Origin of the sequence: Paenarthrobacter sp. PPS72 (assembly GCF_048537125.1) — a bacterium.
Lineage (GTDB): Bacteria > Actinomycetota > Actinomycetes > Actinomycetales > Micrococcaceae > Arthrobacter > Arthrobacter nitroguajacolicus_E.
Genome location: NZ_JBLYIE010000007.1, coordinates 133,518 through 155,693, shown reverse-complemented (window position 1 = coordinate 155,693; position 22,176 = coordinate 133,518). Strand labels below are relative to the sequence as shown.

The 22,176-nt window shown below is 62.6% G+C and carries 24 protein-coding genes; 8 read left to right on the top strand and 16 right to left on the bottom strand.

All coding sequences use genetic code 11. The features are described from left to right. Positions 1-67: 67 nt before the first annotated feature. The 4 genes from ACLRGI_RS04790 to ACLRGI_RS04775 all read right to left on the bottom strand — a co-directional run bounded on the left by ACLRGI_RS04790 (position 68) and on the right by ACLRGI_RS04775 (position 3,916). Positions 68-1,000 (bottom strand): TauD/TfdA dioxygenase family protein, encoded by a 933-nt coding sequence (locus ACLRGI_RS04790; protein ID WP_419200515.1) that lies wholly within the window; start codon positions 998-1,000, stop codon positions 68-70. Between the two features lie 68 nt (positions 1,001-1,068). Beyond that, positions 1,069-2,004, bottom strand: a complete 936-nt coding sequence (locus ACLRGI_RS04785; RefSeq protein ID WP_419200514.1) for an ABC transporter permease — start codon at positions 2,002-2,004, stop codon at positions 1,069-1,071. Then, entirely contained in the window at positions 2,004-2,891 is an 888-nt protein-coding gene (locus tag ACLRGI_RS04780; RefSeq protein ID WP_419200513.1) for an ABC transporter ATP-binding protein, read from the bottom strand. The genes ACLRGI_RS04785 and ACLRGI_RS04780 overlap by 1 nt, the downstream gene beginning before the upstream one ends. Positions 2,892-2,893: 2 nt before the next feature. After that, positions 2,894-3,916, bottom strand: coding sequence for an ABC transporter substrate-binding protein (locus tag ACLRGI_RS04775; RefSeq protein ID WP_419200512.1), 1,023 nt, complete (start codon positions 3,914-3,916; stop codon positions 2,894-2,896). 381 nt (positions 3,917-4,297) lie between these two features. Between ACLRGI_RS04775 and ACLRGI_RS04770 the strand changes: the two genes are divergently transcribed. The 7 genes from ACLRGI_RS04770 to ACLRGI_RS04740 all read left to right on the top strand — a co-directional run bounded on the left by ACLRGI_RS04770 (position 4,298) and on the right by ACLRGI_RS04740 (position 9,874). Next, on the top strand, positions 4,298-5,161 hold the full coding sequence (locus tag ACLRGI_RS04770; RefSeq protein ID WP_419200511.1) for an HpcH/HpaI aldolase/citrate lyase family protein: 864 nt from the start codon (positions 4,298-4,300) through the stop codon (positions 5,159-5,161). A 19-nt stretch (positions 5,162-5,180) separates the two neighbouring features. Further along, a complete protein-coding gene (locus ACLRGI_RS04765; RefSeq protein WP_419200510.1) occupies positions 5,181-6,101 on the top strand; it encodes a DUF2797 domain-containing protein in 921 nt (306 codons plus the stop codon). A 167-nt stretch (positions 6,102-6,268) separates the two neighbouring features. Then, positions 6,269-6,493 carry a DUF3188 domain-containing protein gene (locus ACLRGI_RS04760; RefSeq protein ID WP_419200509.1) on the top strand — a complete coding sequence of 75 codons (225 nt, stop codon included), beginning with the start codon at positions 6,269-6,271 and terminating at the stop codon, positions 6,491-6,493. 58 nt (positions 6,494-6,551) lie between these two features. Next, a complete protein-coding gene (locus ACLRGI_RS04755) occupies positions 6,552-7,001 on the top strand; it encodes an FAS1-like dehydratase domain-containing protein (protein ID WP_419200508.1) in 450 nt (149 codons plus the stop codon). Between the two features lie 2 nt (positions 7,002-7,003). Then, positions 7,004-7,441, top strand: coding sequence for a MaoC family dehydratase (locus ACLRGI_RS04750; RefSeq protein WP_419200507.1), 438 nt, complete (start codon positions 7,004-7,006; stop codon positions 7,439-7,441). Between the two features lie 53 nt (positions 7,442-7,494). Next, on the top strand, positions 7,495-8,787 hold the full coding sequence (locus ACLRGI_RS04745) for an MFS transporter (protein WP_419200506.1): 1,293 nt from the start codon (positions 7,495-7,497) through the stop codon (positions 8,785-8,787). 19 nt (positions 8,788-8,806) lie between these two features. After that, a complete protein-coding gene (locus tag ACLRGI_RS04740; protein WP_419200505.1) occupies positions 8,807-9,874 on the top strand; it encodes a UDP-N-acetylmuramate dehydrogenase in 1,068 nt (355 codons plus the stop codon). Here the strand turns inward: ACLRGI_RS04740 and ACLRGI_RS04735 are convergent. After that, the gene (locus ACLRGI_RS04735; RefSeq protein ID WP_419200504.1) at positions 9,871-10,350 is read right to left on the bottom strand and encodes a hypothetical protein; all 480 of its coding nucleotides are present in this window, start codon (positions 10,348-10,350) and stop codon (positions 9,871-9,873) included. The two genes, ACLRGI_RS04740 and ACLRGI_RS04735, sit on opposite strands and share 4 nt — an antisense overlap. 83 nt (positions 10,351-10,433) lie before the next feature. On the opposite strand from ACLRGI_RS04735, the gene ACLRGI_RS04730 reads away from it, so the two are divergent. Further along, positions 10,434-11,564, top strand: coding sequence for a winged helix DNA-binding domain-containing protein (locus ACLRGI_RS04730; protein ID WP_419200503.1), 1,131 nt, complete (start codon positions 10,434-10,436; stop codon positions 11,562-11,564). A gap of 104 nt (positions 11,565-11,668) precedes the next feature. Here the strand turns inward: ACLRGI_RS04730 and asd are convergent, their stop codons facing one another. From asd to ACLRGI_RS04675, 11 genes are all read right to left on the bottom strand, one after another. Next, on the bottom strand, positions 11,669-12,823 hold the full coding sequence (gene asd / locus ACLRGI_RS04725) for an aspartate-semialdehyde dehydrogenase (protein WP_419200502.1): 1,155 nt from the start codon (positions 12,821-12,823) through the stop codon (positions 11,669-11,671). Positions 12,824-12,918: 95 nt separating this feature from the next. Continuing rightward, the gene (locus ACLRGI_RS04720) at positions 12,919-13,320 is read right to left on the bottom strand and encodes a hypothetical protein (RefSeq protein ID WP_419200501.1); all 402 of its coding nucleotides are present in this window, start codon (positions 13,318-13,320) and stop codon (positions 12,919-12,921) included. Continuing rightward, on the bottom strand, positions 13,317-13,952 hold the full coding sequence (locus ACLRGI_RS04715; protein ID WP_419200500.1) for a hypothetical protein: 636 nt from the start codon (positions 13,950-13,952) through the stop codon (positions 13,317-13,319). The genes ACLRGI_RS04720 and ACLRGI_RS04715 overlap by 4 nt, the downstream gene beginning before the upstream one ends. A 22-nt stretch (positions 13,953-13,974) precedes the next feature. Continuing rightward, a complete protein-coding gene (locus ACLRGI_RS04710) occupies positions 13,975-15,021 on the bottom strand; it encodes a WXG100 family type VII secretion target (protein ID WP_419200499.1) in 1,047 nt (348 codons plus the stop codon). Positions 15,022-15,139: 118 nt separating this feature from the next. Then, positions 15,140-15,361, bottom strand: coding sequence for an NF038396 family protein (locus tag ACLRGI_RS04705; protein ID WP_419200498.1), 222 nt, complete (start codon positions 15,359-15,361; stop codon positions 15,140-15,142). A 10-nt stretch (positions 15,362-15,371) separates the two neighbouring features. Then, entirely contained in the window at positions 15,372-15,971 is a 600-nt protein-coding gene (locus ACLRGI_RS04700) for a dihydrofolate reductase (RefSeq protein ID WP_419200497.1), read from the bottom strand. Next, positions 15,968-16,771, bottom strand: coding sequence for a thymidylate synthase (locus tag ACLRGI_RS04695; protein ID WP_419200496.1), 804 nt, complete (start codon positions 16,769-16,771; stop codon positions 15,968-15,970). The genes ACLRGI_RS04700 and ACLRGI_RS04695 overlap by 4 nt, the downstream gene beginning before the upstream one ends. After that, positions 16,768-17,166 carry a GntR family transcriptional regulator gene (locus ACLRGI_RS04690; RefSeq protein WP_419200495.1) on the bottom strand — a complete coding sequence of 133 codons (399 nt, stop codon included), beginning with the start codon at positions 17,164-17,166 and terminating at the stop codon, positions 16,768-16,770. The genes ACLRGI_RS04695 and ACLRGI_RS04690 overlap by 4 nt, the downstream gene beginning before the upstream one ends. Beyond that, complete coding sequence (locus ACLRGI_RS04685) at positions 17,163-18,881, bottom strand: hypothetical protein (RefSeq protein ID WP_419200494.1); 1,719 nt, start codon at positions 18,879-18,881, stop codon at positions 17,163-17,165. Before ACLRGI_RS04685 ends, ACLRGI_RS04690 begins: the two co-directional genes overlap by 4 nt. A 66-nt stretch (positions 18,882-18,947) precedes the next feature. Continuing rightward, positions 18,948-19,916 carry an NUDIX hydrolase gene (locus tag ACLRGI_RS04680; RefSeq protein ID WP_419200493.1) on the bottom strand — a complete coding sequence of 323 codons (969 nt, stop codon included), beginning with the start codon at positions 19,914-19,916 and terminating at the stop codon, positions 18,948-18,950. A gap of 8 nt (positions 19,917-19,924) precedes the next feature. Next, on the bottom strand, positions 19,925-22,174 hold the full coding sequence (locus ACLRGI_RS04675) for an RNA degradosome polyphosphate kinase (protein ID WP_419200492.1): 2,250 nt from the start codon (positions 22,172-22,174) through the stop codon (positions 19,925-19,927). Between the last annotated feature and the right edge of the window lie 2 nt (positions 22,175-22,176).

The following is a 22,176-nucleotide window of genomic DNA, read 5'->3' as shown; positions in this document are numbered from 1 at the left end:
TGTGGCTGTTCCCAAGCCTGGGAAGGACCACTAATGCGACTCAGTTGGGTGCGAACAGCAACACATACTAGGCGGCGTTGCTGATCGGGGCAACCACGGAGTACGTGCTCGAATCACCCTGCAAGGCCTGGCTGGGCTTGCCGTCGATGCTGACAGGAATGTCCCCGGCAATGGTCACGCGATTGAGCTTGCGCTGCTGGCCGTCGTAGTTGTCCGGGGCGTAGTGCTGGGTGATGCGGTTATCGAACAGGACCACCTGGTTGGGCTCCCAATTCACGCGGACCACGTTCTCCGGACGCGTCACATAAGCCTGCAGGAGCCGGATGATGTCCTTGGATTCAGTGTTGGACAAGCCCACGATCCTGAGACGCTGCGCGAAGCCCCCAATAAACAATCCGCGCTCGCCGGTCAAAGGGTGGACCCGCACCACGGGGTGGGCGGTTTCGAACTTCAAGCGGGTGAACTCCTTGCGTCGCTCTTCCGCGTTGGAGTGCTCAAGGTTCTTGGGCACCGAGTAGTCGTAGTCATTGGTGTGGATCGCCCACAAGCTGTCCGCGAAGTTACGCAACTCCTCGGGGAGGTCCTGGTACGCCCCGGCCGAGGACGCAATCAAAGTTTCGCCGCCGTACGCCGGGAGGTCGATGCTGCGCAGCGTGGAAGCCTGCGGCGGGTTGACCACAAAGGTGACGTCCGTGTGCCAGTTGTTGGCCGAACCGTTCTCACTGTCCACGGGCAGGACGTTTTCTTCGCCGTCCACGGAAGCAACCGTGGGGTGCGCCTTGGTCAGGGGTCCAAAGTGCGAAGCAAACTTCACTTGGGCTTCGTCGGTCAGGATGTTGGCCTCGCGGAACACCAGTGCTTTGTGTTCGTTGAGCGCTGCCCGGATCTGCGCCACAGTTTCTTCGCTCAGGTCTCCGCTGATGTCCAGGCCACGGATTTCGGCGCCGATGCGTGAGCCCAATTTGGCGAACTCGAGCTTGGTTTCGGTAATGACGGTCATGATGGTTTTCCTTACTTGTTGTGAGGGTTCTTGTTGTGATGGTTGCGGCGAGTGCCGCGTGGGTGGGGTCAGGAAGCGGCAGAGCCAACGGCGGTCCGCCAACGGGAGAAGTGCCGTTCCAGGGCTACCAGCAGGAAGTTCACGCCGAGCCCCAAGAGGGACACCGTGAGGATGCCCGCATACATGTCCGGGATGAGGAAGCTGCTCTGGGCGTTCACGATCAGATAACCCAAACCCGCTCTGGCACCCACCATTTCGGCGGCGATCAACACCAGGATGGACGCGGTGCCGGCCATCCGGATGCCCGTGAAGATCGTGGGAACGGCGGAGGGAAGAATGACTTTCTGGAAGAGCCTGAAGTTGTTCAGCCCCAAAGAACGTGCTGCCCGGATCAGGAGCGGATCCACGGTCTTCACCCCGGCAATGGTGTTCAGTAGGACGGGGAAGAACGCCGCGTACGCCACGATGCTGATCTTGGATTCCTCGCCGATACCCAACAGCAGCATGAACACGGGCAGCAACGCCAGGGCAGCTGTGTTGCGGAACAGTTCCAGCAGCGGGTTGAGGACTGAGTTCAGGCGTCCGTACCAGGCAATGAGCAGGCCCAGGGATACACCTGCCACCAGCGCCGCACCGAAGCCGGAAACGGACCGGGTAAGGCTGGCTGCGATATGGCCTTGGATGGTGCCCGCTTCGAAGAGCTTGCCCCACGCCAACAGCACTTCGTGCAGCGGCGGCAGGAATACCCGCGTGGATGGGCTGGCCAAGTACGTAGGTCCGAGCTCCCAGAGCGCCAGGAAAGCAAGGACAGCCGCAGACTTCCAGAGCCCTGAACCGACGGCTCCGGCGACGCGTCGCGCAATGGCGGGTGCCGGCGTCGTCCGCTTGGAAGCCGGCTGATTAATGGAAGGCTCGACGGCGGCACCCGGCCCAGCCGTGGTGCCCGCCTGAGGTGTTCTGCCTGATTGTGGTGCCGCTTTTGTTTGAGTCAATGTGGTTGTCATCAGGCGGCGCTCCTTTCGGTAATGGTTGCCGGTTCGTCCGGTGCGCTGCCGTCCGGCAGGATCTTGCGGTGGCCGGCGTCCTGGGCCCGGCGGACTTCGTCGTGCAGGAGCGTCCACACCTGATGGCGGTGCTTCACAAAGGCGGGATTGGAGCGGATGTCCTCATCGCCGTCGCGGTCCGGGATGGTGATGTCCACGATTTCCTTCAGTCGGCCGGGGCGGGCGCTCAGAACCGCCACGCGCTGGCCGAGGTACACAGCCTCGTCGATGCCGTGGGTGATGAAGACGATGGTCTTGCCTGTGGCTTTCCAGATCCTGAGGAGCTCATCCTGTAACTGCTCGCGGGTCTGGGCGTCCAAGGCTGCGAACGGCTCATCCATCAGCAGCACATCCGGTTCGTAAGCCAGGCTGCGGGCGATGGCAACACGCTGCTTCATGCCGCCGGAGAGTTCGTGGGGGTAGCGGTCCTCGAACCCCGCCAGACCTACGAGTGCAAGGTATTCGCTGGCTTTCGCGGCCCGTTCCCGGCGGTTCAGCTTCTTTCCGTCCGGTCCCGCGCCTTCGAGCCCGATCGAGACGTTGGCCGAGGCCGTGCGCCAAGGAAACAGCGCATACTGCTGGAACACCACGGCCCGGTCCTTGCCCGGTCCGGTGACAGGTTTACCATCTACCAGGACGTCGCCGGACGTTGGTGTGGAGAGCCCGGCCAACAGGTCCAGGAGGGTGGTCTTTCCTGACCCGCTGGGCCCCACCAGGGTGAGGAATTCGCCGTCGCGGACGTCCAGGCTCAGGGAATCGATGGCGGTGAGCCGGGTGGCGCTGGTGGTTTTGGTGGCCCGGACCGTAAATTCCTTGGTGACGTTCCGGAGACTGATCTTTGCGGTCATGGCTATCCCTTCGCAGCGAGCTCGTTGAACCCGTTCGTGTAGTACTTGGAGGGCGTGAGCTTGTCCTTGACGATTCCCGAGGCGTTCAGCCAGGCCTCCCAGCGGGTGAAGTCCTCGTCCTTGATCACGCCGTTGTCAGGGACACCTGGGCTCTTCCAGAACTTCAGGTTGGCTGTGCTTTCGTTGCGGCCACGGCTCTCGATGATTTTGGTGAAGCGGGCAATGACCTCTTCGCGGGGCGTTTCCGTGGCCCACTTGAGGGCCTTGGCGATGGCCGTGGTGAAGGTCCGGGTGGTGTTCGGGTTCTTCTCGATGAAGTCGTTGCGAAGGACGATCTGGCCGCCGGCGAAGGTGCCGAACAGCTCGTAGTCGTTGAACAGCGACCTCAAGCCTCCGGCCTCGATGGCCCGGTCCTGCAGGACACCGCCCAAGGTGCCTACGTCCACTTGTCCGCGGCGAATGGCTTCTTCGGTGTCATTGGGCGCCAGCGGGACCAACTGGACCTGCTTGATCTCGTCCGGGCTGAGCCCGTTCTTTGTCAGGTATGTGTTGATGACGGCTTCGTGGTGAGCGCCCAGGGTGTTGACCGCGATCTTCTTGCCGATCAGGTCACGCGGTTCCTTGATGGCGCTGTCCGCCTTCACGTAGTAGCCGCTGAAATTCTCCTGGTCGGCACCGTAGTAGTTGATGACGCCCTTCACGGGCGCTCCCGCTTCGATGAGTTTGGTGACGGCGCCGGTGAAGGCCCCACCAAAATCGGTTTGGTTCGTGGCCGCGGACTGGATGTCCTGGGGACCGCTGGTGGTGTTTCCCACCCACTTCAGTTTGACGTCGCCCAGGTATCCAAGGTCTTCGGCCAGTTCCGGGAACGTGACCTGGTTTGCCCAGCCTTGGTACCGGAGTTCGGTGACTTCATTGCCGGCTTGGCCGCCTTGTCCGGCTTCGGCTGCACCGCCGCAGCCGGACACCGTCAGCGCTAGTACGACGGCGGCCGCGACGCTCAGCAGGGGCAGGTGCAATTTCATGGGAGCTACTTTCGATGTGGTTTGGACGGGTGTTGGGTGGCCGGCTGACGCAAGGGCTTGAGAGCCTGTGCAACGGCTTGGGAATGATGTAAACCCATCCCGACGCCGGCTGGGAAGTGCCGCGGTAACGCCCGGAAACGCTGCGAAACAGCCCGAAACGGGAAGAAATCCGGGGCCATTCCCGGCAACGCTGGGACACAAAGACGCCATGTTGAGCCCTGTTAACAACAGCGACGGGTGGGCAGGATATGACTGGTGCTTACCGGCGTCGGGCGTTCATACTGCGGGACCCCACAGTCATAGGGGGTTTAGTTCGTATTGATCCTCACAACCGGGCGGAATTCTTCGCTGTGCGGGGCGCCGGACGGATACGGTAGATACATGACGTCTAGCATCGCCGCCGAATCAGTTCGGCCTACCCGCAATATTCCCGCCGACATCGCCCGTTCCTGGCTCCTTGTGAATGCCATGAAGACGGAGCTTTTTGACGAATCCGCGGGTTCACGGGCTGACGCCATCATCCTTGACATCGAAGACGCTGTTGACCCTTCCCAGAAGGACATTGCCCGCGAGAACGTGGTCAACTGGTTGACCGCGGGCGGCAAGGCGTGGGTCCGCATCAATGACGCCACCAGCAAGTTCTGGGCGGACGATCTCGCCGGTCTGCGCGGCACCCCGGGACTGCTCGGTGTCATGCTCGCCAAGACCGAGTCCGCTGACCAGGTCACCGAGTCCTACCACCGCATGGACGGCAAGACTCCCGTGGTCGCACTGGTTGAGTCCGCCTTGGGCATCGAGGAAGCCAACCACATCGCGCGTGCACAGGGTGCTTTCCGCCTCGCCTTCGGTTCCGGTGACTTCCGCCGCGACACCGGCATGGCGGCCACCCCCGAGGCCATGGCCTACCCGCGCGCCAAGCTCGTGGTCGCGAGCCGCGTAGGGAACCTGCCGGGTCCCATCGACGGCCCCACCGTCGGTACCAACCACCCCATCCTGCGCGAGCAGACCGGCATCACCGTGACCATGGGCATGACCGGCAAGCTCTGCCTGGCCATTGACCAGACCACCGTGATCAACGAGGTCATCAGCCCCACGCCTTCCGACGTCGCCTGGGCGACGGACTTCATGAACGACTTCGAGGCCAACGGCCGCGTCATTCGCGATGGTTCGGACCTCCCGCGTTTGGGTCGCGCCGAGAAGATCATGAAGCTCGCAGTGGCCTTCGGAGTCCAGCCCTCCTTGTAAGCATGCTGGTCAGGTAAAAATGCTGGTCCACGGAGTCGCCTGGGACTCTTCGTCCCCTGCCCTGCGAATGTTCACGCCGGACGCGGGGTTTGCTGAAGTTGCGTTGGCCCAGGGCTCAACCCTGGGCCTGCGCGTTGTTCCCGGTCTGTGGTGCCTTGGGCACACTAAAGTTCATGGCCCGGGGGATCGTACGCATGTTCCCTGCCGCAGTGGATCCCCAGCGGAGCGTGGGAAGCAATGCGGTGCCTGCTTTGCGCGGGATGACTCCCGGTTAATGCACGATTTCCACCGCGGCACGTATGTCCCCTCGGGCCTACGTGCCTACTTGATGCAGCCCCATTGGCTGTACGTGGCCACGTTTGCGAACGGTGCCACCAAAGTGGGGACCGCCTCTGCGCCGCGCAAGTGGAACCGGCTGGCCGAACAGGGTGCTGTCCACGCTTCCTATGTGGCTCACGCAGAAGACGGCCGTGTTGTTCGTGTTCTTGAGGACATGGTGACGCGCGAGCTCGGACTCGTCCAGCAGGTCCGTTCCGCTTCCAAAGCTGCCGGACTCGTGGAGCCGCGTGCCGGCGTCGAGCTTTTGGCGTTGAACCGACAGCACGCCGGCCGGGTGCGCGGGTTGCTCGGTGGGCTGGCGATGACCGGCTACGCCGTTGTGGAGGAAGAGTGGGAACGGCCCGCTTTGGCGGAGCGGCTCTGTGTTGCCGCTGACGAAGGAGCGCGTCGCCATCCCTACCCGCTAGCGTTCGATGCCGGCGGGCATGGTTTGCGGGTCCACTCACTTTCCGGTGCTATCGCCTTGGCCGGCCTTCCGGATGCTGAGGGTAACGAGGTAGAGGGCAGCTTCGTGGCGGACCTGGGTGCGTTGAAGGGCCGCAAGATCGAATTCGGCCCCCACACTACGGAGATCCCGGCGCTGCAGGACTCCTTGTTCTAATCCTCTGTGTCCGTCGAGGGGCGACTTCTCGACCCTAAGGGAGCCTCTTTCCCGCGAGAGCTAACCCCTCGGCAACCCCCTTCTGCGTTGTGGGGCCTACTGTGCGTGGCATGCCTGGAATTAGGGGCGCAGAGCGGGCCTCACAAGGCACCCGGTACACTTGGAGGGTGCTAGCAGAATTTTGGGCCACCGCCTCCACGTCCTACAAAGCTCTGGTTTTCGCTGCCATGGGACTTATGGCAGTCGGGCTCGTCTTGTCCATAGTGGGAAACAGCTCCGGCAACCAGGGTTTGGCCATTGCCTCATTGCCCGTCATTGGTGTTGGCCTGGTGCTTCATGTTGCAGGACTTGTGGTTCGGGGCGAGAAGATCCGCAGACTCCACAAGAAGTAACGCCTTCCCCAACCTAACGTTCTGCGCCTCGGCTCCCGATGCCCGATAGGGTTGGAGCATGAGTATCAATCCGGACCTGCAGGGCCGAAGCTACCCTGCCGCAGAGATATACGACGTCGGCCGAGAAAAGATCCGCGAATTCGCCATGGCTGTTAAAGCCGGCAACCCCGCGCACTTCGATGTCGAGGCAGCCAAGGCCCTTGGTCATAGCGACCTCGTAGCCCCGCCAACGTTCGCCATCATCGTCGCCCAGCGTGCTGACGCCCGGTTGGTCCAGGACCCGGAGTCGGGCATCGACTTTTCCCGCGTGGTCCACGCCGACCAACGGTTCACGCACCACCGTGCCATCGTCGCCGGTGACCGCCTTGTTGCGGAACTGCATGTAGACGGCGTCCGGGCCATGGGTGGGGGAGCCATGATCACCACCCGTTCCGAGATTTCCACCGAGGCAGGCGAAAAGGTCGCCACCACCACGTCCTCCATCCTGGTCCGCGGAGAGGGACAATAGCCATGAGCCCCACATTCGAAGAACTGACGGTCGGCCAGGAAATCGGCAATCGCAGCATTGACGTCACCCGCCAGGACCTGGTCAAGTACGCAGGAGCTTCGGGCGACTTCAACCCGATCCACTGGAACGAATCGTTCGCAACGTCCGTGGAACTGCCGGGCGTCATCGCGCACGGCATGTTTACCATGGGTGCCGCAGTGCAATTGGTGAGCGACTGGGCAGGCGACCCCGCCGCCGTCGTCGACTACCAGACCCGCTTCACCAAGCCCGTCCTCGTCACCGACACCACCGGGACCGATGAGGCCGGCGCCGTCATCGATGTCACCGGTGTTGTGGGAGCGCTCGACGCCGATGCCCGCACCGCCCGCGTGGACCTCACCGTCGTTGCGGGCGGACAGAAAGTCCTCATGAAGTCGCAGGCGGTAGTGAAGGTCTCTTGAACCAACCGAACACCTGGCAACATCGCAGCAAACCGAGCGCCACATCGACTGAAATGTCGCGGTGGCGCGCCGCTGTTCTTGCCTCCTACGCGGCCAGCGGGATCGCGTTCGCCACGTGGGTATCACGCCTGCCTGCCATCCGTGATGGATTGAACCTCACACCGGGCGGAATCGGCCTCTTGCTCATGTGCATGACGGTGGCCTCGTTCATCTCGATCTCAGCTTCCGGCCTCATTGTGCTGCGGCTCGGTCCAAAACTGACCACCAGGATAGGCAGCTGCATGGTGGGTGCGGGGCTTGTCACCGTGGGTGTAGGCACCTCCATTGCGGCGAACCCGCTGGCAGTGGCAGTGGGCTTGGCAGTTCTTGGGCTGGGCACGGCCAGCTGGAACACCGCCTCCAATGTGGAAGGGGCCTCGCTGGAACGCGAGCTGGAGCGGCACATCATGCCGCATCTGCACGGTGCCTTCAGCCTCGGAACCGTAGCCGCAGCAGGGTTCGGTGCGTGGGCGGCTGCCATCCACATGCCGGTGTTCTGGCACTTCCTGATTTCGGGCGTTGTGGTCACTGCGTCCGTTGTCACGGCCACGTTCTGGTTCCGTGCCGAAAAGACCGCTGTAGCTACGCAACCTTACCGGCCTGCAGAAACGGATACCTTCAAGGATCCCTCCACCGGGCCACTGCCCATTATCATTCCGGAGCCGGCCGGTCCTCAGCAGGAAGCCGCGGCACCGTTGGATAACAAACGGCTCGTGGCCCTTGCCTGGCGTGACCGCCGGACCTTGCTGATTGGTGTCCTGGTCCTCGGCTTGGCATTGGCCGAAGGAGCCGCCGGGGACTGGGTTGCCTTGGCCCTCGCTGATGGTTACGGGCAGTCCGATGCCGCGGGCGCTGTCGGCTACGGCCTCTTCGTCACGTTCATGACTATCGGGCGCTTCACGGGAACGGCTATCCTGGACCGTTTTGGGCGTGTGGTGGTGATGCGCTGGTGCTCGGCCACCGCCGTCGTGGGCCTCGCGCTTTTCGTGTTTGCTCCGGTTCCGTGGCTGGCATTCCTGGCGCTGGCGGTGTGGGGCCTGGGCGCTTCACTTGGATTCCCAGTGGGGATGTCCGCCGCCGCCGACGATCCTGTGCATGCGGCGGCCCGTGTCTCGGTGGTATCCACCATAGGCTACGGTGCCTTTTTGTGCGGCCCTCCGCTCCTGGGGCTGTTGGCTGAACATTTCGGCATCCTGCATTCACTGCTGGCGCCCCTTGCGTTACTGGTGGTCAGCTTCTTTTTGGCGCCCTTGGCCGGTCAACAGAAGGGCCGGTCAACAGAGGGCACAGTCCGCGCAGGCCAATGAAGCCCGTTAGGCTTGATTGGTGACCCAAACGCTGCTTTCCGAACTGACCACTGCTGCTGTTGGCGGCCCCGCTGGCAAATATGTGGAGGCCCGCACCGAGGCAGAGATTATCGACGCCGTCCGGTCGGCCGACGCTGCAGGCGAAAAACTCCTGATCATCGGCGGTGGCTCCAACCTCCTGATCTCGGACGAGGGTTACCCCGGTACCGTCCTGCGGATCGCGTCGGAGGGATTCAGCGTGAATTCCGAAGACAGTTGTGGCGGCGTGTCCGTCGTAGTTCAGGCAGGACACAACTGGGACGCGTTGGTGGAGCATGCGGTACTGCATGCGTGGTCCGGCCTGGAAGCGTTGTCCGGCATTCCCGGCGCCACCGGAGCCACACCCGTGCAGAACGTGGGAGCCTATGGCGCAGACGTTTCACAAACCATCGCGGCAGTCCGCACTTGGGACCGCGAACGCAACGCGGTGCAGACGTTCACCAACTCCGAGCTCAAGTTCGGATACCGCGACTCCATCCTGAAGCAGACCACCGTTGAGGGCTCGCCCCGCTACGTGGTGCTGACCGTCGAATTCCAGTTGCCGCTGGGACGGATGAGTGCCCCCATCCGCTACGCCGAGTTGGCCCGTGTGCTGGGTGTCGAGGCCGGCAAACGAGCCTACTCCAATGATGTACGCAGGGAAGTCCTCCGGCTCCGCGCGTCCAAGGGCATGGTCCTGGACCCTGCAGACCGCGACACCTACTCCACCGGTTCATTCTTCACCAACCCGATCGTTCCTGCGGAAAGTGCCTCAGCTTTGCCGGAGAACGCGCCCAAGTATCCTGCTGGCGACGACGGACTGGTGAAGCTTTCCGCTGCCTGGCTCATCGATCAGGCCGGCTTCGGTAAAGGTTTTGGCCTCGAAGAATCCAGTGTTTCCGGCGGGCGGGCTTCCCTGTCCACCAAGCACACACTTGCCATTACCAACAGGGGTTCAGCGACGGCTACGGACATGGTGGCGATCGCGCGTGAGGTGCGTTCCGGCGTCGTCGAGCGTTTTGGCATTGAACTGCACCCGGAGCCCTTGCTGATCGGCGTCAGCCTCTAGCGGGTGCGCCTCTCCGCAATCGGCAGGACCTTGTTGAGCAGCAGGAACGTGAGGCCGCAACTGACTGCTCCCAACAGGAAGATTTGGCTGAAGGCGATACTTTGCGGCGACGGTCCGCTGGGCATGAACAGCCCGGCCGTGGCGAAACCCACCAAGCCAAGGAGCAGGACGATTGCTCCCAGCAGGAAGCTGCGGACCTGGGCTGCGGCTGCCGGGTAAAACCAGGGTTCGGGAGCGTCGTCGTCGCGATCGGCCACGGGCTGGGTGGCGGCAGCAGTTCCGATGAGGAGAGCGGCCGCGGCAGTTGCCACCAGGCTGATTGTCTGGATGGCCTGCATCGAGGGGGAGAGGCTCACCCCTGTCCCTACCGCCACGATCAGCCCGGCGCCAAGCCCGGCGAGCGTGCAGAACCAGCCGGCGGTAGCCAACCACCGGCTCATCGGCCGCACAAACGGAGCGAGATCACCAAAAAGCATGAACCCATCCTAGGATCTGCTGCTGGGCGAGGGCTGGGAGGCGCGGCAAGGTTTCCTGTGCAAACCGTCCTTTAGGATGAAACATGCCTGCCGAGAGAACCAACCTCACTCCACGCGTCATGGGCCGGTTGCGGCTTGCCAGCCAAGGCCTGTTGGGCAGCCGCTTTGCCACCGTTCCGGACGCGGTCCGGTGGATGACGGCCATGCAGGCACAGGATCTGGGCTCGGCATTGTGGGCGGTGGGTCAGCGGGTACCCGGCACGGCTGCTTCGGATGTCCGGGCGGCGCTCGACGCCGGGACACTGGTCCGCTCTTGGCCTATGCGAGGAACGCTCCACCTGCTTGCCCCCGAAGATCTGCGCTGGATTCTGGGCATCACCAGTGATCGGCTGATGAAGTCGTTGACGGGTCGCCACCGCGAACTAGGCATCACGCCTGATGACATCAGCCATTGCCGGGACATCACTTTCAAAACCGCTGAGGAACTCAAAGCGGAGGGTAGGCCCGGAGCCACCCGGGAGCAGCTGTTCCAGGCTTTCGAGGAAGCCGGCCAGATCACCAAGGCGCAGCGGGGTATTCACTTGCTGGGGAGCCTTTGCCAGCGCGCGTGGCTGGTCCAAGGACCCATGGCGGGGACCACCGGCAATACTGGTGTCCAGCAACTGTTCGTGCCGTTCGACGAGTGGATCCCGGACTCGCGGCAGCTGGGCCGGGAGGAAGGAATCGCCGAGTTACTCTTCCGCTACATCCTGGCGCACGGGCCTGCCACCATCAAGGATTTTTCATGGTGGAGCCAGATTCCCGTCACGGAAGGGCGCAAAGCCCTGGAACAGGTGCAGGATCGTCTGGTTGGGCTGCAGTTCGGCGGCACCAGTTATTGGCTCTCGCCGGAAACTGCGGCAATGCTCGACGACGGCGTCCCCGGCTCGCGCTCACTGCTGGCACTCCCGGGGTTCGACGAATTCCTGCTCGGATACCAGGACAGGAGCCTGGTGCTGGCTCCCGAGGATGCGGAGTTGGTAGTGCCGGGCAAGAACGGAGTGTTCAAACGGATCATGGTGTCCGGCGGAGAAGTGGTGGGAACGTGGGCGAGGACCGTGAGCGGCAAGACCATAGGTGTCGCACCTGAGCCGTTCGCCGGGCAGTTGGGCCCGGCCGCTGAGCGTTCGTTCCATGCCCAGGGCCGCGCGTACCTGAAGTTCATGGCCGGCTGAGCCCGCCGGCGGGTTTCGGCAGGGCCCCAAAGACGGAAAACCCGCTGTTCCGTTGCTGGACAGCAGGGGAACAGCGGGTCAGCGACGTGCTTGGCCGGGCAGAACTAGAGCTTTCCCGTCACAATGTTCAGCATGCGGCGGAGCGGCTCGGCGGCACCCCAGAGGAGTTGGTCGCCAACGGTGAATGCACTGATGTATTCCGGGCCCATTTCGAGCTTGCGGATTCGGCCCACGGGGATATCCAGTGTGCCGGATGCTGCCACCGGGGTGAGGTCGGCCATGGAGGCTTCCTTGGTGTTCGGAACAACCTTGGCCCATTCGTTGTCCTTGGCCAGCAGGTTCTCGATCTCCGTCACGGAAAGGTCTTCGCGCAGCTTGAGCGTGAGGGCCTGGGAGTGGGAGCGCATGGCACCGATGCGGACACAGAGTCCGTCCATGGCGATGTGGTCCTTGCCTGCGGTGCCGTTGCCGGTACCGAGGATCTTGTTGGTTTCCACGCCGGCTTTCCACTCTTCCTTGGACTGGCCGTTGCCGAGGTCGGCGTCGATCCAGGGAATGAGGGACCCGGCAAGCGGTACGCCGAACTGGGTGGCATCAACACCGTTGCGCTGCGCAGCGAGGACCTTGTGGTCGATTTCGAGAATGGCCGACGCGGGATCGTCCAGTTCGCTGCTGACCTCGTTGTTGAGGGTGCCGAACTGGTTGAGGAGTTCACGCATGTGCCGGGCGCCGCCACCCGAAGCTGCCTGGTACGTCATGGAGGTTCCCCACTCCACCAGGTTGTTCTTGAAGAGGCCGCCAAGGCCCATGAGCATGCACGAAACCGTACAGTTGCCGCCGATGAAGTCCTTCACCCCACCGGACAGTCCGGCGTCGATGACATCGCGGTTGATGGGATCAAGCACGATGATCGAGTCGTCATTCATGCGAAGGGTGGAGGCAGCATCAATCCAGAGGCCGTCCCAGCCACGGCTGCGGAGTTCGCCGTGAACCTGCTTGGTGTAGTCCCCGCCCTGGGCGGTGAGAATAATCGGCAGCTTGGCCAGCGTCTCAATATCGAACGCATCCTCGAGCTTGCCTGGATCGCCAGCGGCAGAACTCAGAAAGGACGGGGCGGCACCTCCTGCGTTCGAGGTGGAGAAAAATACCGGGTTGATGTTGGCGAAGTCGTTCTCTTCCTGCATGCGTTGCATCAGGACGGAGCCGACCATGCCACGCCAACCGACCAGTCCTACGGACGGATTAGCTGCTGTAGTCATTCACCAAGTCTAAACTTTCGGAGCAAACTGCCGCTGTTGGTTACGTCACGCACGGGAAGCACGACGACGGCACTCGCCCCAGCGGTCAGGCGGACTCAGTCGCGGGGGGTGTTGCGCCGGGTGGGCAACTCGATGGTCTTGCCGTTCTGTTGCCGCAGGCGTGATGCTTTGCGTTCCTTGAAGTACAGGAACCATGCCGTGGGAACAATCCAGAGGCCGAAGACGATGCCGAAAATTATCTGGCCCCAGTTGACGTCTTCTGTGCCGTCCATGAACAGCTTGACCATGAGGGCGCCCACAACAGTCATGATCAAGGTGATCAGGATGCTAAGGAACAGGAGTCCACCCGCTGAATTGATGGGTTTGACGACGCTCCCTACATCGCCTTTGTACACGCCGTATTCCTCTACCGTGAGGCCCTGCCGCTCTGCTTCGGCCTCGACCTGCCGGGCGTAATAGCCCTTCCGTCGCCCTCGCCGATTTTCCGGCTGGCTCATGCGCTTGCTTCGCCGCGGGTAGCGAGAATCCATCCCAGGAGCCCCTGGGTGTCCAAACCCGTGGTCTCGACCACATCCTTCGTAGGATCCAAGACCTTGCCCACCGCCCAGCCACCGGCGTCCGGCCGGATGAGCAGATGGTCTTCGCCGTCGATGGTCCTTGCCCGGAGGAAGGCGGTCCCGTCGGGGTTGTTACGGACGTGTTCCTCAATGATCGAGAGTTCAGCGGCAGCCCCCGGAACAGCAGGATCCTGGGCAAAAACGAACCACGTCTCCAACGTCCTGGGTTGGAGGAGCAGGGACACGTTGTCGGATTCGAGGTGGACCACAGTATCCGTGGAGTCTGCGGTGTTCAGGCTGATTTCGGTCCAGCGGTCCGCTTTGGCGAGGGCGTAGGCCACCGCAACAGCCGGTCCTTCCAATTCCAAGTCGTCGCCGACGCTGGCGAACCCCTTGGCCAGCAGCGAAGAACCACCGGCTACGCAGAGGCGTTCCGTTGCCACTTCCGCTTCCAATCGGAAGACCTCCGCGGACTTCTTGGCCGGTTTGGTATCGAACATCCTGATCATGAAAGCAAGTTCAGCAAATCCGAACCCTATTGCGGAGTCGGTTTCCTCATGCATGGTGGTCATCTTTTGGCTCCTCTGTTGTTCACTAACCGATTCCCAGGAACGATGCTGCGCCCTTGCCAAGGTCAGCAAGATTCTTGCCCGTGTCCGCGATGAATTTGCCGGGGTCCTTGACCGCACTCGCAACGCCGTCTGCCACATTCTTGGCCGCGCCATCCACGAAATTCTTGACTGCAGGAATTTCATAGACGGCGATGCCGGCGCTGACTACGGCACAGACGGTGCCGGCAGGAGGAGGCAGGAAGCTGCCCACGGCCAATCCGGTCTTGACTCCGGACCAGACTGCGTCGCCGGTCTTGCCCTCGGCAGCATATTTCACGGTGTCGAAGGCGTTGAGTCCAACACCCAACCATCCCAGACCCCGGCCCAGCCCGCCCTTGCCCAAACTCTCCATGACAGACCCTTGACCTTTGAATAGCCAAGTGCTCTCCGCGAACACGCCGCTGAACTTGTTCAGGGCGGGCACGTATTTCTGGAGGTTCTTCAATCCCAGCAGATCCGTAGCGGAGTCAAAGAGGTTGTAGGTGACACTGCGGGATGCGAGCTTGCCCCATTCGGCTGCGTTAGTGAACGTATCCAGGCCCCTGGCACTCATGGCGGCCAGTCCAAAGATGTTCTTCGGCAGGTCGAGCCCGGCCTTGATCTGGCCCCTGAGACCCCAGGCATCACGGAACGGCGATCCCTTGGCCAGCCAGTCCGGACCCCAAGGATTGTCCTTCGGACCTGAGCCCGGACCTGGACCGGTGCCAAGGCCGGATCCGGAACTCCCTGGAAGCGGGCCGCCACCTGACCCCGGGGCGGCATCGCTGGACTTCTCCTGTTGGGCGGCGTTCCTGAGGAGGTCTTTGGAAGCCTGCTTGAGGAAGGAAGCCGACTGCATCAGCTGATTCCGGTGGTTGCCGTTCCAGTCGGAGCGGAAGGCAGTGGCATCGTTGCCCTTCCACGTGGGGTTGTTGTTGATCTGGTTCGTCAACAGGGACGATTGCTGAAGCAATTGCTCCGACACGGACCCGAACTGCTGTGCGAGCGTGCGCAACTGCGCCACGTCCGCACCCCAAAAATTTCCTGCCACCACAGCCCCCAAGTCTGTCCAACCACCGCTTCTGCGGTCCAACCGACTCTACGTCGTTAGAGCCTCAAGCCGCGATGGGGAGAAGTACCCCGTACTCGCGTGACCCGCAAGAGGCGCCCTAGTGGCCGGCGTCGGGCTCTTGGAGAAGTACCGCTTTGCGCTTGCGCAGGGCAAAGAACGCACCGAAGGTAAACACCTGTGTGACGACGATCAGCACAATGATGCCGGCAATTCTGTTGCCGCCAAGGATCATGGTGAGCCCCACAATGGCGGAGATCAGTGCAAAGAGCGGCAACAGCATGTAGCCCAGAACGAACAGGGTTTCAGGTTTCTTCAGCATGCAGGCTTTCCTAGCTTTCGTTCCGGCGCCATGAGGTGAACCGGTAGTTGGTGCCGTTCTTGGCGGTGAGCCAGCCCTCGGACGGGGCCATGGAGTCGAAAGTCCAATCATCGCCGAGTTCCGGGGCGTAGGTGTCGCCCTCCACCTCGGAATCGATGATGGTGATGACCGCCAGATTGGCGATGTCCATGGACTGACGATAAATCTCGCCGCCGCCGACGATCCACACATTCTGGCCACCGGGTGCGAACTGCGATTCCAGCAGGGCAGCATCAAGGGAGGAAACCACCACGGCGCCCTCCGCCTCTGGCGTGGAAGCCCACTCGGCGTTGCGGGTCACCACAATGTTGGTGCGGCCCGGGAGCGGACGGTACTTTGCCGGGAAGGACTCCCAGGTCCTCCGGCCCATGATGACGGGGTGCCCGGTGGTGATCTGGCTGAAATGCTTCATGTCCTCGGGCAACTGCCAGGGCATGGTGCCGTCCTTGCCGATGACGCCGGATTTTGTTTGCGCCCAGATCATGCCGATACCCGTCATGCGGGCTGCAGTCTCCTGGGTAAAGATGATGCCGGGAAGCTGGGAGGGGGTCTCAGGGGAAGACATGCTCATACTGCGATCGGAGCCTTGATGGTGGGGTGGTGGCGGTAGTCCACAACTTCAAAGTCATCCAGCGTGTAATCGAAAATCGAGTCCGGCTTGCGGAGGATCTTCAACTGCGGGTAGTCATACGGCTCACGGCTGAGCTGCTCGGCAACCTGGTCCACGTGATTGTCGTAGACGTGCACATCGCCGCCGGTCCACACGAACTCGCCCGGCTCCAGCCCGAGCTGCTGCGCCACCATGCGGGTCAGCAGGGCGTAGGAGGCAATGTTGAAAGGGACACCCAGGAACGTGTCAGCGGAGCGCTGGTACAGCTGGCAGGACAATTTACCGTCCGCCACGTAGAACTGGAAGAACGCGTGGCACGGCGGCAATGCCATGTCCTTGAGCTCGGACACGTTCCACGCGGAAACAATATGGCGCCTGGAGTCGGGGTTGGCAGACAGGTTGGTCATGAGCTCGGAGATCTGGTCAATGTGTCCGCCGTCGGGGGTGGGCCAGCTGCGCCACTGGACGCCATAGACCGGGCCCAGCTCGCCGTCGGCATCGGCCCATTCGTCCCAGATGGAGACGCCCTGATCCTGCATCCATTTCACGTTCGAGTCGCCGCGCAGGAACCAAAGGAGTTCAACTGCCACGGACTTGAAATGGACCCGTTTGGTGGTGATGAGCGGGAAGCTCTTGGCGAGATCGAACCTCAATTGGCGGCCGAAAACGCTGCGCGTTCCGGTTCCGGTTCGATCCGACTTGTGCGTGCCGTTGGCCATGACATCGCGCAGGAGGTCTTCATAAGGGGTGGGGATGCTCACGAGTCCAGCTTACTTGTTTGGGCAAGTCGTCCCCGAAGCAGGTCCACGAGCGATTCGTCACCTATGCGCGCGCTGCGCGCCGTCCGTATCACGTCGTCAAGGGCGGCCATTACCGCTGCGTCTCCTCCGGCCACGCCTCGCGGTGCCCGAGGTGGCCCGAGCACGATAGTCCCGTTCCGGCGTCGTGATTCAATCAGTCCGGACTGTTCGAGTTCTTTATAGGCGCGTGCCACGGTTCCGGCGGCAATACCAAGGTCAGCGGCCAGGCTACGGACCGTGGGCAGGCGGCTTCCGGGCTCCAAGGCCCCTACCGCAATCAGGGAACTGAGTTGTCGTCGGATTTGCTCGTAGGGTGGAACCGGATCGGAAAGATCCAGGGTGATTCCGGCAGTCATTGTGCGCGTTCCCCAAGTTTCGCCGCCTCGCCGCGGGGAATCGCATGGAACAGGCTGCGCACCGGTACCACAGCCACGATCACGGCAAGAGCAGCCAAGACCATGCCCGCCGTGATGGCCGGGCTGGGCGCCGGCGCGTACTCGCCACCGGCAGGTGTAAATAGCGTGTACCAGGCATCGCCGGTGATCACCAGCAGCGCTGCCGCTTGCCCCAGGCAGTACGCGGCCAACGTCCTGACGATTCGATACATGCTGATGGCCCGCATGGCGGCGTCCAGGCCTGCGTCGTTCGCGCCTTCGGGGATACCACGACGGCGGCGCACGGCAACGATCGCCGCGGCGCCGGTGGCAGCAACTACGGCAGAGAGCAAAAGAACTATCGGCCACGTCTTCGGGGTTAAGGGCTGGACTTCTGCAGCCATGGCGAAAACCACTGCCACGGCAAATACCAAGGCACTTCCGATTGCGAAGGAAAGCAGTCCTCTTGAAACGGGCTGCCGTGGCCATTGGATCGTCGCTTCTGCTCGTCCATAATTCCGCGCCATCAGCATCTCGCCCGCCGCAATGCCAAGCAACAGGGCCACAGCGCCAATGGTGGTGAGGACCGGAAAAGGCCAGGGGTTCAGGGGTGGCGGTGCTATAAGGATCACCACGACACCGGCCAGGAGGGCAAGTCCGCCCACCACGCCCAACATAGCTCCAAGGGAGATGGTGAGCCGGGCGGCCCCGTGCGTTCGAGGATCGGCACGGAGCGTGTTTGCGGTGGTGGTTTTCCGGACCGTGAGAATCGACGGAAGCTCGGGGACTTTCCACCACAACATGCCCAGGAGCACTGCCATGTTGATGAGCCCCAGCACGTTGAACCAGGACGACTGCCACGCTGCACCCGGCGCCGGTTGTGCTGCGAAGTTGCCGGCGATGGTGGCCAGCCCGGCGGCGATGGTCGCGACGGTCCGGAGCAACCGGTTAGTGGCAATGGTCCGGAGCGTTCGATTGTCGCTGCCATCGAGGGTTTCCAGCTGCCTGCGACGAGCGATCAGGAGAAGCACAAGCCAGGTTCCCAAGGCCAGGACCAGTAAGGCCCCGCCGAGCCACAGCGCCATGTCCGAGCCCGGAATCCTGCCGTCCTGCCCCTGAAACGTGGAGGGGCCGGGAACGGTGGATGGGCCCTGATACGTGGATGGGCCTCGATACGTGGATGGGCCGTAGGGCGCGCCGGGCTGCTGGGGCGACACTGGTGGCGCAGGCGGTGATGGTGGCAAGGCGGCGTGCGCGGGCAACGCTGCGATCCAAGCAATAGCCAAGCCTGCGTATCCGAAGATCGCGGCTGTGGTCCAGGCAAGTTTGCCGGGGAGGAAGTCCCTGATTCTGCGGACGGTCAGTTCCGCGTATCTGCGCGGTGCCTTGGGAGCGGGGTAGCTCAGTTGACCCAGTGCGTGAACGGCGAGGCAGGCCAGAATGGGCCACGCCAGAGCGCCGGCGATCTGATCCGGAGTTGCAGGTGCGGTTGATCCCATGGGATTTGCCCGAATGATCCCGGCGTTCATGGCACCTTGGAGGGAACTGGCCATCCACCCGATGATGCCTACCCACAACCCGTGCGAGGCTACTGCCTGGGCATCGGGTTTGGACCAGACCTGCATGCGCAGGAACAGGTAGACGATGATGGCACCGATCACCGGCCCCAGGAAAAACAACGTTGGCAGTACAACCACAGCAAGACCCCCACATCTTTTGTATCAATCTACTGATACAAAGATGTGGGGGCAAGCAAGCGGTTCCTAGTCGTCGAAAGGCTTGACCTGCTCCACGGACACAACTTTCCTTTCAGACCCGCGCGCTACCTGGCAGACGATGACCTCGCCCGGCGACAAGTAGGGGTCTGTGGAAGGAAGCAGCGCACGCAGGGCCTGCGACATATGCTGGCCCAGCTGCTTCAACGCCGTGGGCAGGGCCGGGCGATGCGTGCAGACAGCGATCGGCACCTGCTTGTCGAACAAGGCCTCGACAGCGGCAGCTGTTTTCTTGGGCGAGCGCTGGTGCGTGTGCTCGGTGAGTGCTTCCACCAGCTTCACCTTTGCCCCGCTGGACTTGGCATATGGGGCGATCGTGGCAACACAACGCGCCCAAGGGCTGCTCACAACGCGTTGCGGTTTCCACACCTCCAGAAGACGCTGGACGGCAACTGCCTGCCGCTGCCCGGTTGCTGCCAATGGACGATCGCCCTCGGCCTTTGTCCATGAGGAGCGTGGCTTGGCTTTGGCATGGCGAATCAGTACCAACGGCCATGTGTCCAGTTCCCCGCGGACGTGGGCCTTCTCGAGGTATTCGAGCGGCTCCACATCCGTAGGGTTGCTCAGGAAGCTGGCCGCCCGGTCCGGGCTGCACCACATGACGCTGTCCACTTCCTTGCCGTCAGGTCGGAGCTGCGCGCCATTGACCTTAACGGCCCAGTACCGGACTACCTTCAGGCCAGCAGCAACGTGGTAGTGAATCGCCGGTAGAGGTATGCCCAGTGGTGCCTTGAGGCCTATCTCTTCCCACACCTCGCGTGCGGCGCATTCGGGAACAGTTTCGCCGGCGTCGAGCTTTCCTTTGGGCCATGACCAATCGTCGTAGCGGGGACGATGGATCAGGAGGACCTCAAGGCCACCTTTGGTGACGCGCCACGGAATGGCGCCGGCGGCGACAACTGCCACCGGCTCGCCGGGGTGGTCTGTTTGATCCGCCACGGGGGTATCGCTGTTCAACTGGGTCCTTACCGACGTGCCGCAGCGCGCTGGCGTGAGCGGGAAGCCAGGAGCCAGGACTGCATGTCCAGCAATGGTTTGCCTTCCCCGTCCAGGTGGTGCCTGGTCCAGTGTCCGCTATCGTCCAAGTGCCAGCTGGCCGTGCCATCGTCAACGTAGCGACGCATCAGGTCCATGACCGTTTCCGTGTCTTCCTTGCTGGCCAGCTGCACCAGTGCCTCCACCCGGCGGTCGAGGTTGCGGTGCATCATGTCGGCGGAGCCGATGTACACCACGGGCTCGCCGCCGTTGCCAAAGGCAAAGACGCGTGAGTGTTCAAGGAAGCGGCCCAGCACGGAGCGGACGGTGATGTTCTCGCTAAGTCCCGGCACTCCCGGGCGGAGCGAGCATATGCCGCGGACTACGACGTCCACCTTCACGCCGGCCTGCGAGGCGCGGTAAAGCGCATCGATGATGGCTTCGTCCACCATCGAGTTAACCTTGATCTGCACCAAACCGGGGACACCGGCGCGGGCGTTGCGGATTTCGGCTTCGATCCTGTCCACCAGGCCTGCGCGTACTGAACGCGGGGCAACAAGCAGCCTCTTGAATGTTGACTTCGGGGCGTAGCCGGAGAGCTGGTTGAACAGCTTGGAGAGGTCTTCGCCCACTTGCTCGTTCGCGGTCAACAGCCCAAGGTCTTCGTAGTACCGGGCTGTGCGGGGGTGGTAGTTGCCCGTGCCGATGTGGCAGTAGCGGCGCAGTCCGTCCACTTCCTGACGCACCACCAAGGACAACTTGCAGTGGGTTTTCAGTCCCACGATGCCGTACACCACGTGGACGCCTGCTTGTTCCAGCTTTCGCGCCCAGGAAATGTTGGCTTGCTCGTCAAAGCGGGCCTTGATCTCCACAAGTGCCAGGACCTGCTTGCCTGCTTCCGCGGCGTCAATAAGGGCATCAACGATGGGCGAGTCACCGGAGGTCCGGTACAGGGTCTGCTTGATCGCCTGCACCTTCGGGTCCGCTGCTGCCTGCTCCAGGAAAGCCTGGACGGAGGTGGAGAAGGAGTCGTACGGGTGGTGCAGGAGGATGTCCCTGCGTCGCATGGCGGCGAAGACATTTGCTGCCTTGGACGTTTCGGACTCGTTGAGGTACCGGGACGTGTGGGGAACGTGCTTGGGGTAGTGGAGGTCGGCGCGGTCAATGCCGCTGATTGCGGACAAACCACGAAGATCCAGGGGTGCGGGTACGGAGTAGACCTCGGACTCTTCAACCCCGAGCTCACGGATCAGCAGGGCCTTGATGTTCGGGTTGATGTCCGTGGTCACTTCGAGGCGGACCGGCGGGCCGAAGCGACGGCGCAGGAGTTCCTTTTCGAGTGCCTGCAGGAGGTTCTCGGCGTCGTCCTCTTCCACTTCCAGGTCCTCATTGCGGGTGACGCGGAAGGTGTGGTGCTCCAGGACTTCCATGCCGGGGAAGAGCTTGTCCAAGTGGACGGCGATGACTTCTTCCAGGGCGATGAACCGGGCTACGCGACCCGGGATGGCGCCTGCACGCGGTCCATCAACGGAAATGAGGCGGGGGAGCTGGTCGGGCACCTTGACGCGGGCAAAGAGTTCCTTGTCGCTGATCGGGTTGCTGACGATCACGGCGAGGTTGAGGGAGAGGCCGGAAATGTAGGGGAAGGGGTGCGCAGGGTCCACAGCCAGCGGCGTCAGGATGGGGAAGACCTTCTCCTGGAACATGATGCTGATGCGGTGGCGGGCATCCTCGTCCAATTCATGCCAATGCATGAGGTGGATGTGCTCGTAGGCCAGGGCGGGACGGATCTGCTCGGCGAAGACGCGCGCGTGGCGTTCCTGCAGCTTGTGGGCTTCTTCGCTGATTTGTTCCAGCACCTCAATGGGGCTCAAGCCTGCAGGGGAGGGCACGGCGAGTCCGGTGGCGATGCGGCGCTTGAGTCCTGCCACGCGCACCATGAAGAACTCGTCAAGGTTGGAAGCGAAGATGGAGAGGAAGTTGACACGTTCCAGCAGGAAAAGGTCAGGATCCTCTGCGAGTTCCAGCACACGGGAGTTGAAAGCCAGCCAGCTCAGCTCGCGGTCCAGGAACCGATCCGGGGTGATGTCGCCCTCGGGCTCCAGGCTCGGTGCGAATTCCGGAATATCGATGCGGTCCTGGGTGGCTCGCGAGGCCGGCACTTCCGATGATCCGAAGCGCGGGGGCAAGGTTGCACCCTTCGAGGTGGATCCGACGGTGCCGACGGGGTCCGGCTGCATGG

Excerpts from the sequence above, each read along its gene's own strand:
- ACLRGI_RS04780 (WP_419200513.1), bottom strand. The coding sequence starts at position 2,891 with ATGACCGCAAAGATCAGTCTCCGGAACGTCACCAAGGAATTTACGGTC.
- ACLRGI_RS04675 (WP_419200492.1), bottom strand. The coding sequence starts at position 22,174 with ATGCAGCCGGACCCCGTCGGCACCGTCGGATCCACCTCGAAGGGTGCA.
- ACLRGI_RS04765 (WP_419200510.1), top strand. The coding sequence starts at position 5,181 with ATGCTGGTCCACGGAGTCGCCTGGGACTCTTCGTCCCCTGCCCTGCGA.
- ACLRGI_RS04715 (WP_419200500.1), bottom strand. The coding sequence starts at position 13,952 with ATGACCACCATGCATGAGGAAACCGACTCCGCAATAGGGTTCGGATTT.
- ACLRGI_RS04735 (WP_419200504.1), bottom strand. The coding sequence starts at position 10,350 with ATGCTTTTTGGTGATCTCGCTCCGTTTGTGCGGCCGATGAGCCGGTGG.
- ACLRGI_RS04775 (WP_419200512.1), bottom strand. The coding sequence starts at position 3,916 with ATGAAATTGCACCTGCCCCTGCTGAGCGTCGCGGCCGCCGTCGTACTA.
- ACLRGI_RS04790 (WP_419200515.1), bottom strand. The coding sequence starts at position 1,000 with ATGACCGTCATTACCGAAACCAAGCTCGAGTTCGCCAAATTGGGCTCA.
- ACLRGI_RS04770 (WP_419200511.1), top strand. The coding sequence starts at position 4,298 with ATGACGTCTAGCATCGCCGCCGAATCAGTTCGGCCTACCCGCAATATT.
- ACLRGI_RS04690 (WP_419200495.1), bottom strand. The coding sequence starts at position 17,166 with ATGACTGCCGGAATCACCCTGGATCTTTCCGATCCGGTTCCACCCTAC.
- ACLRGI_RS04755 (WP_419200508.1), top strand. The coding sequence starts at position 6,552 with ATGAGTATCAATCCGGACCTGCAGGGCCGAAGCTACCCTGCCGCAGAG.
- asd (WP_419200502.1), bottom strand. The coding sequence starts at position 12,823 with ATGACTACAGCAGCTAATCCGTCCGTAGGACTGGTCGGTTGGCGTGGC.
- ACLRGI_RS04700 (WP_419200497.1), bottom strand. The coding sequence starts at position 15,971 with ATGAGCATGTCTTCCCCTGAGACCCCCTCCCAGCTTCCCGGCATCATC.
- ACLRGI_RS04720 (WP_419200501.1), bottom strand. The coding sequence starts at position 13,320 with ATGAGCCAGCCGGAAAATCGGCGAGGGCGACGGAAGGGCTATTACGCC.
- ACLRGI_RS04745 (WP_419200506.1), top strand. The coding sequence starts at position 7,495 with ATGTCGCGGTGGCGCGCCGCTGTTCTTGCCTCCTACGCGGCCAGCGGG.
- ACLRGI_RS04705 (WP_419200498.1), bottom strand. The coding sequence starts at position 15,361 with ATGCTGAAGAAACCTGAAACCCTGTTCGTTCTGGGCTACATGCTGTTG.
- ACLRGI_RS04785 (WP_419200514.1), bottom strand. The coding sequence starts at position 2,004 with ATGACAACCACATTGACTCAAACAAAAGCGGCACCACAATCAGGCAGA.
- ACLRGI_RS04750 (WP_419200507.1), top strand. The coding sequence starts at position 7,004 with ATGAGCCCCACATTCGAAGAACTGACGGTCGGCCAGGAAATCGGCAAT.
- ACLRGI_RS04730 (WP_419200503.1), top strand. The coding sequence starts at position 10,434 with ATGCCTGCCGAGAGAACCAACCTCACTCCACGCGTCATGGGCCGGTTG.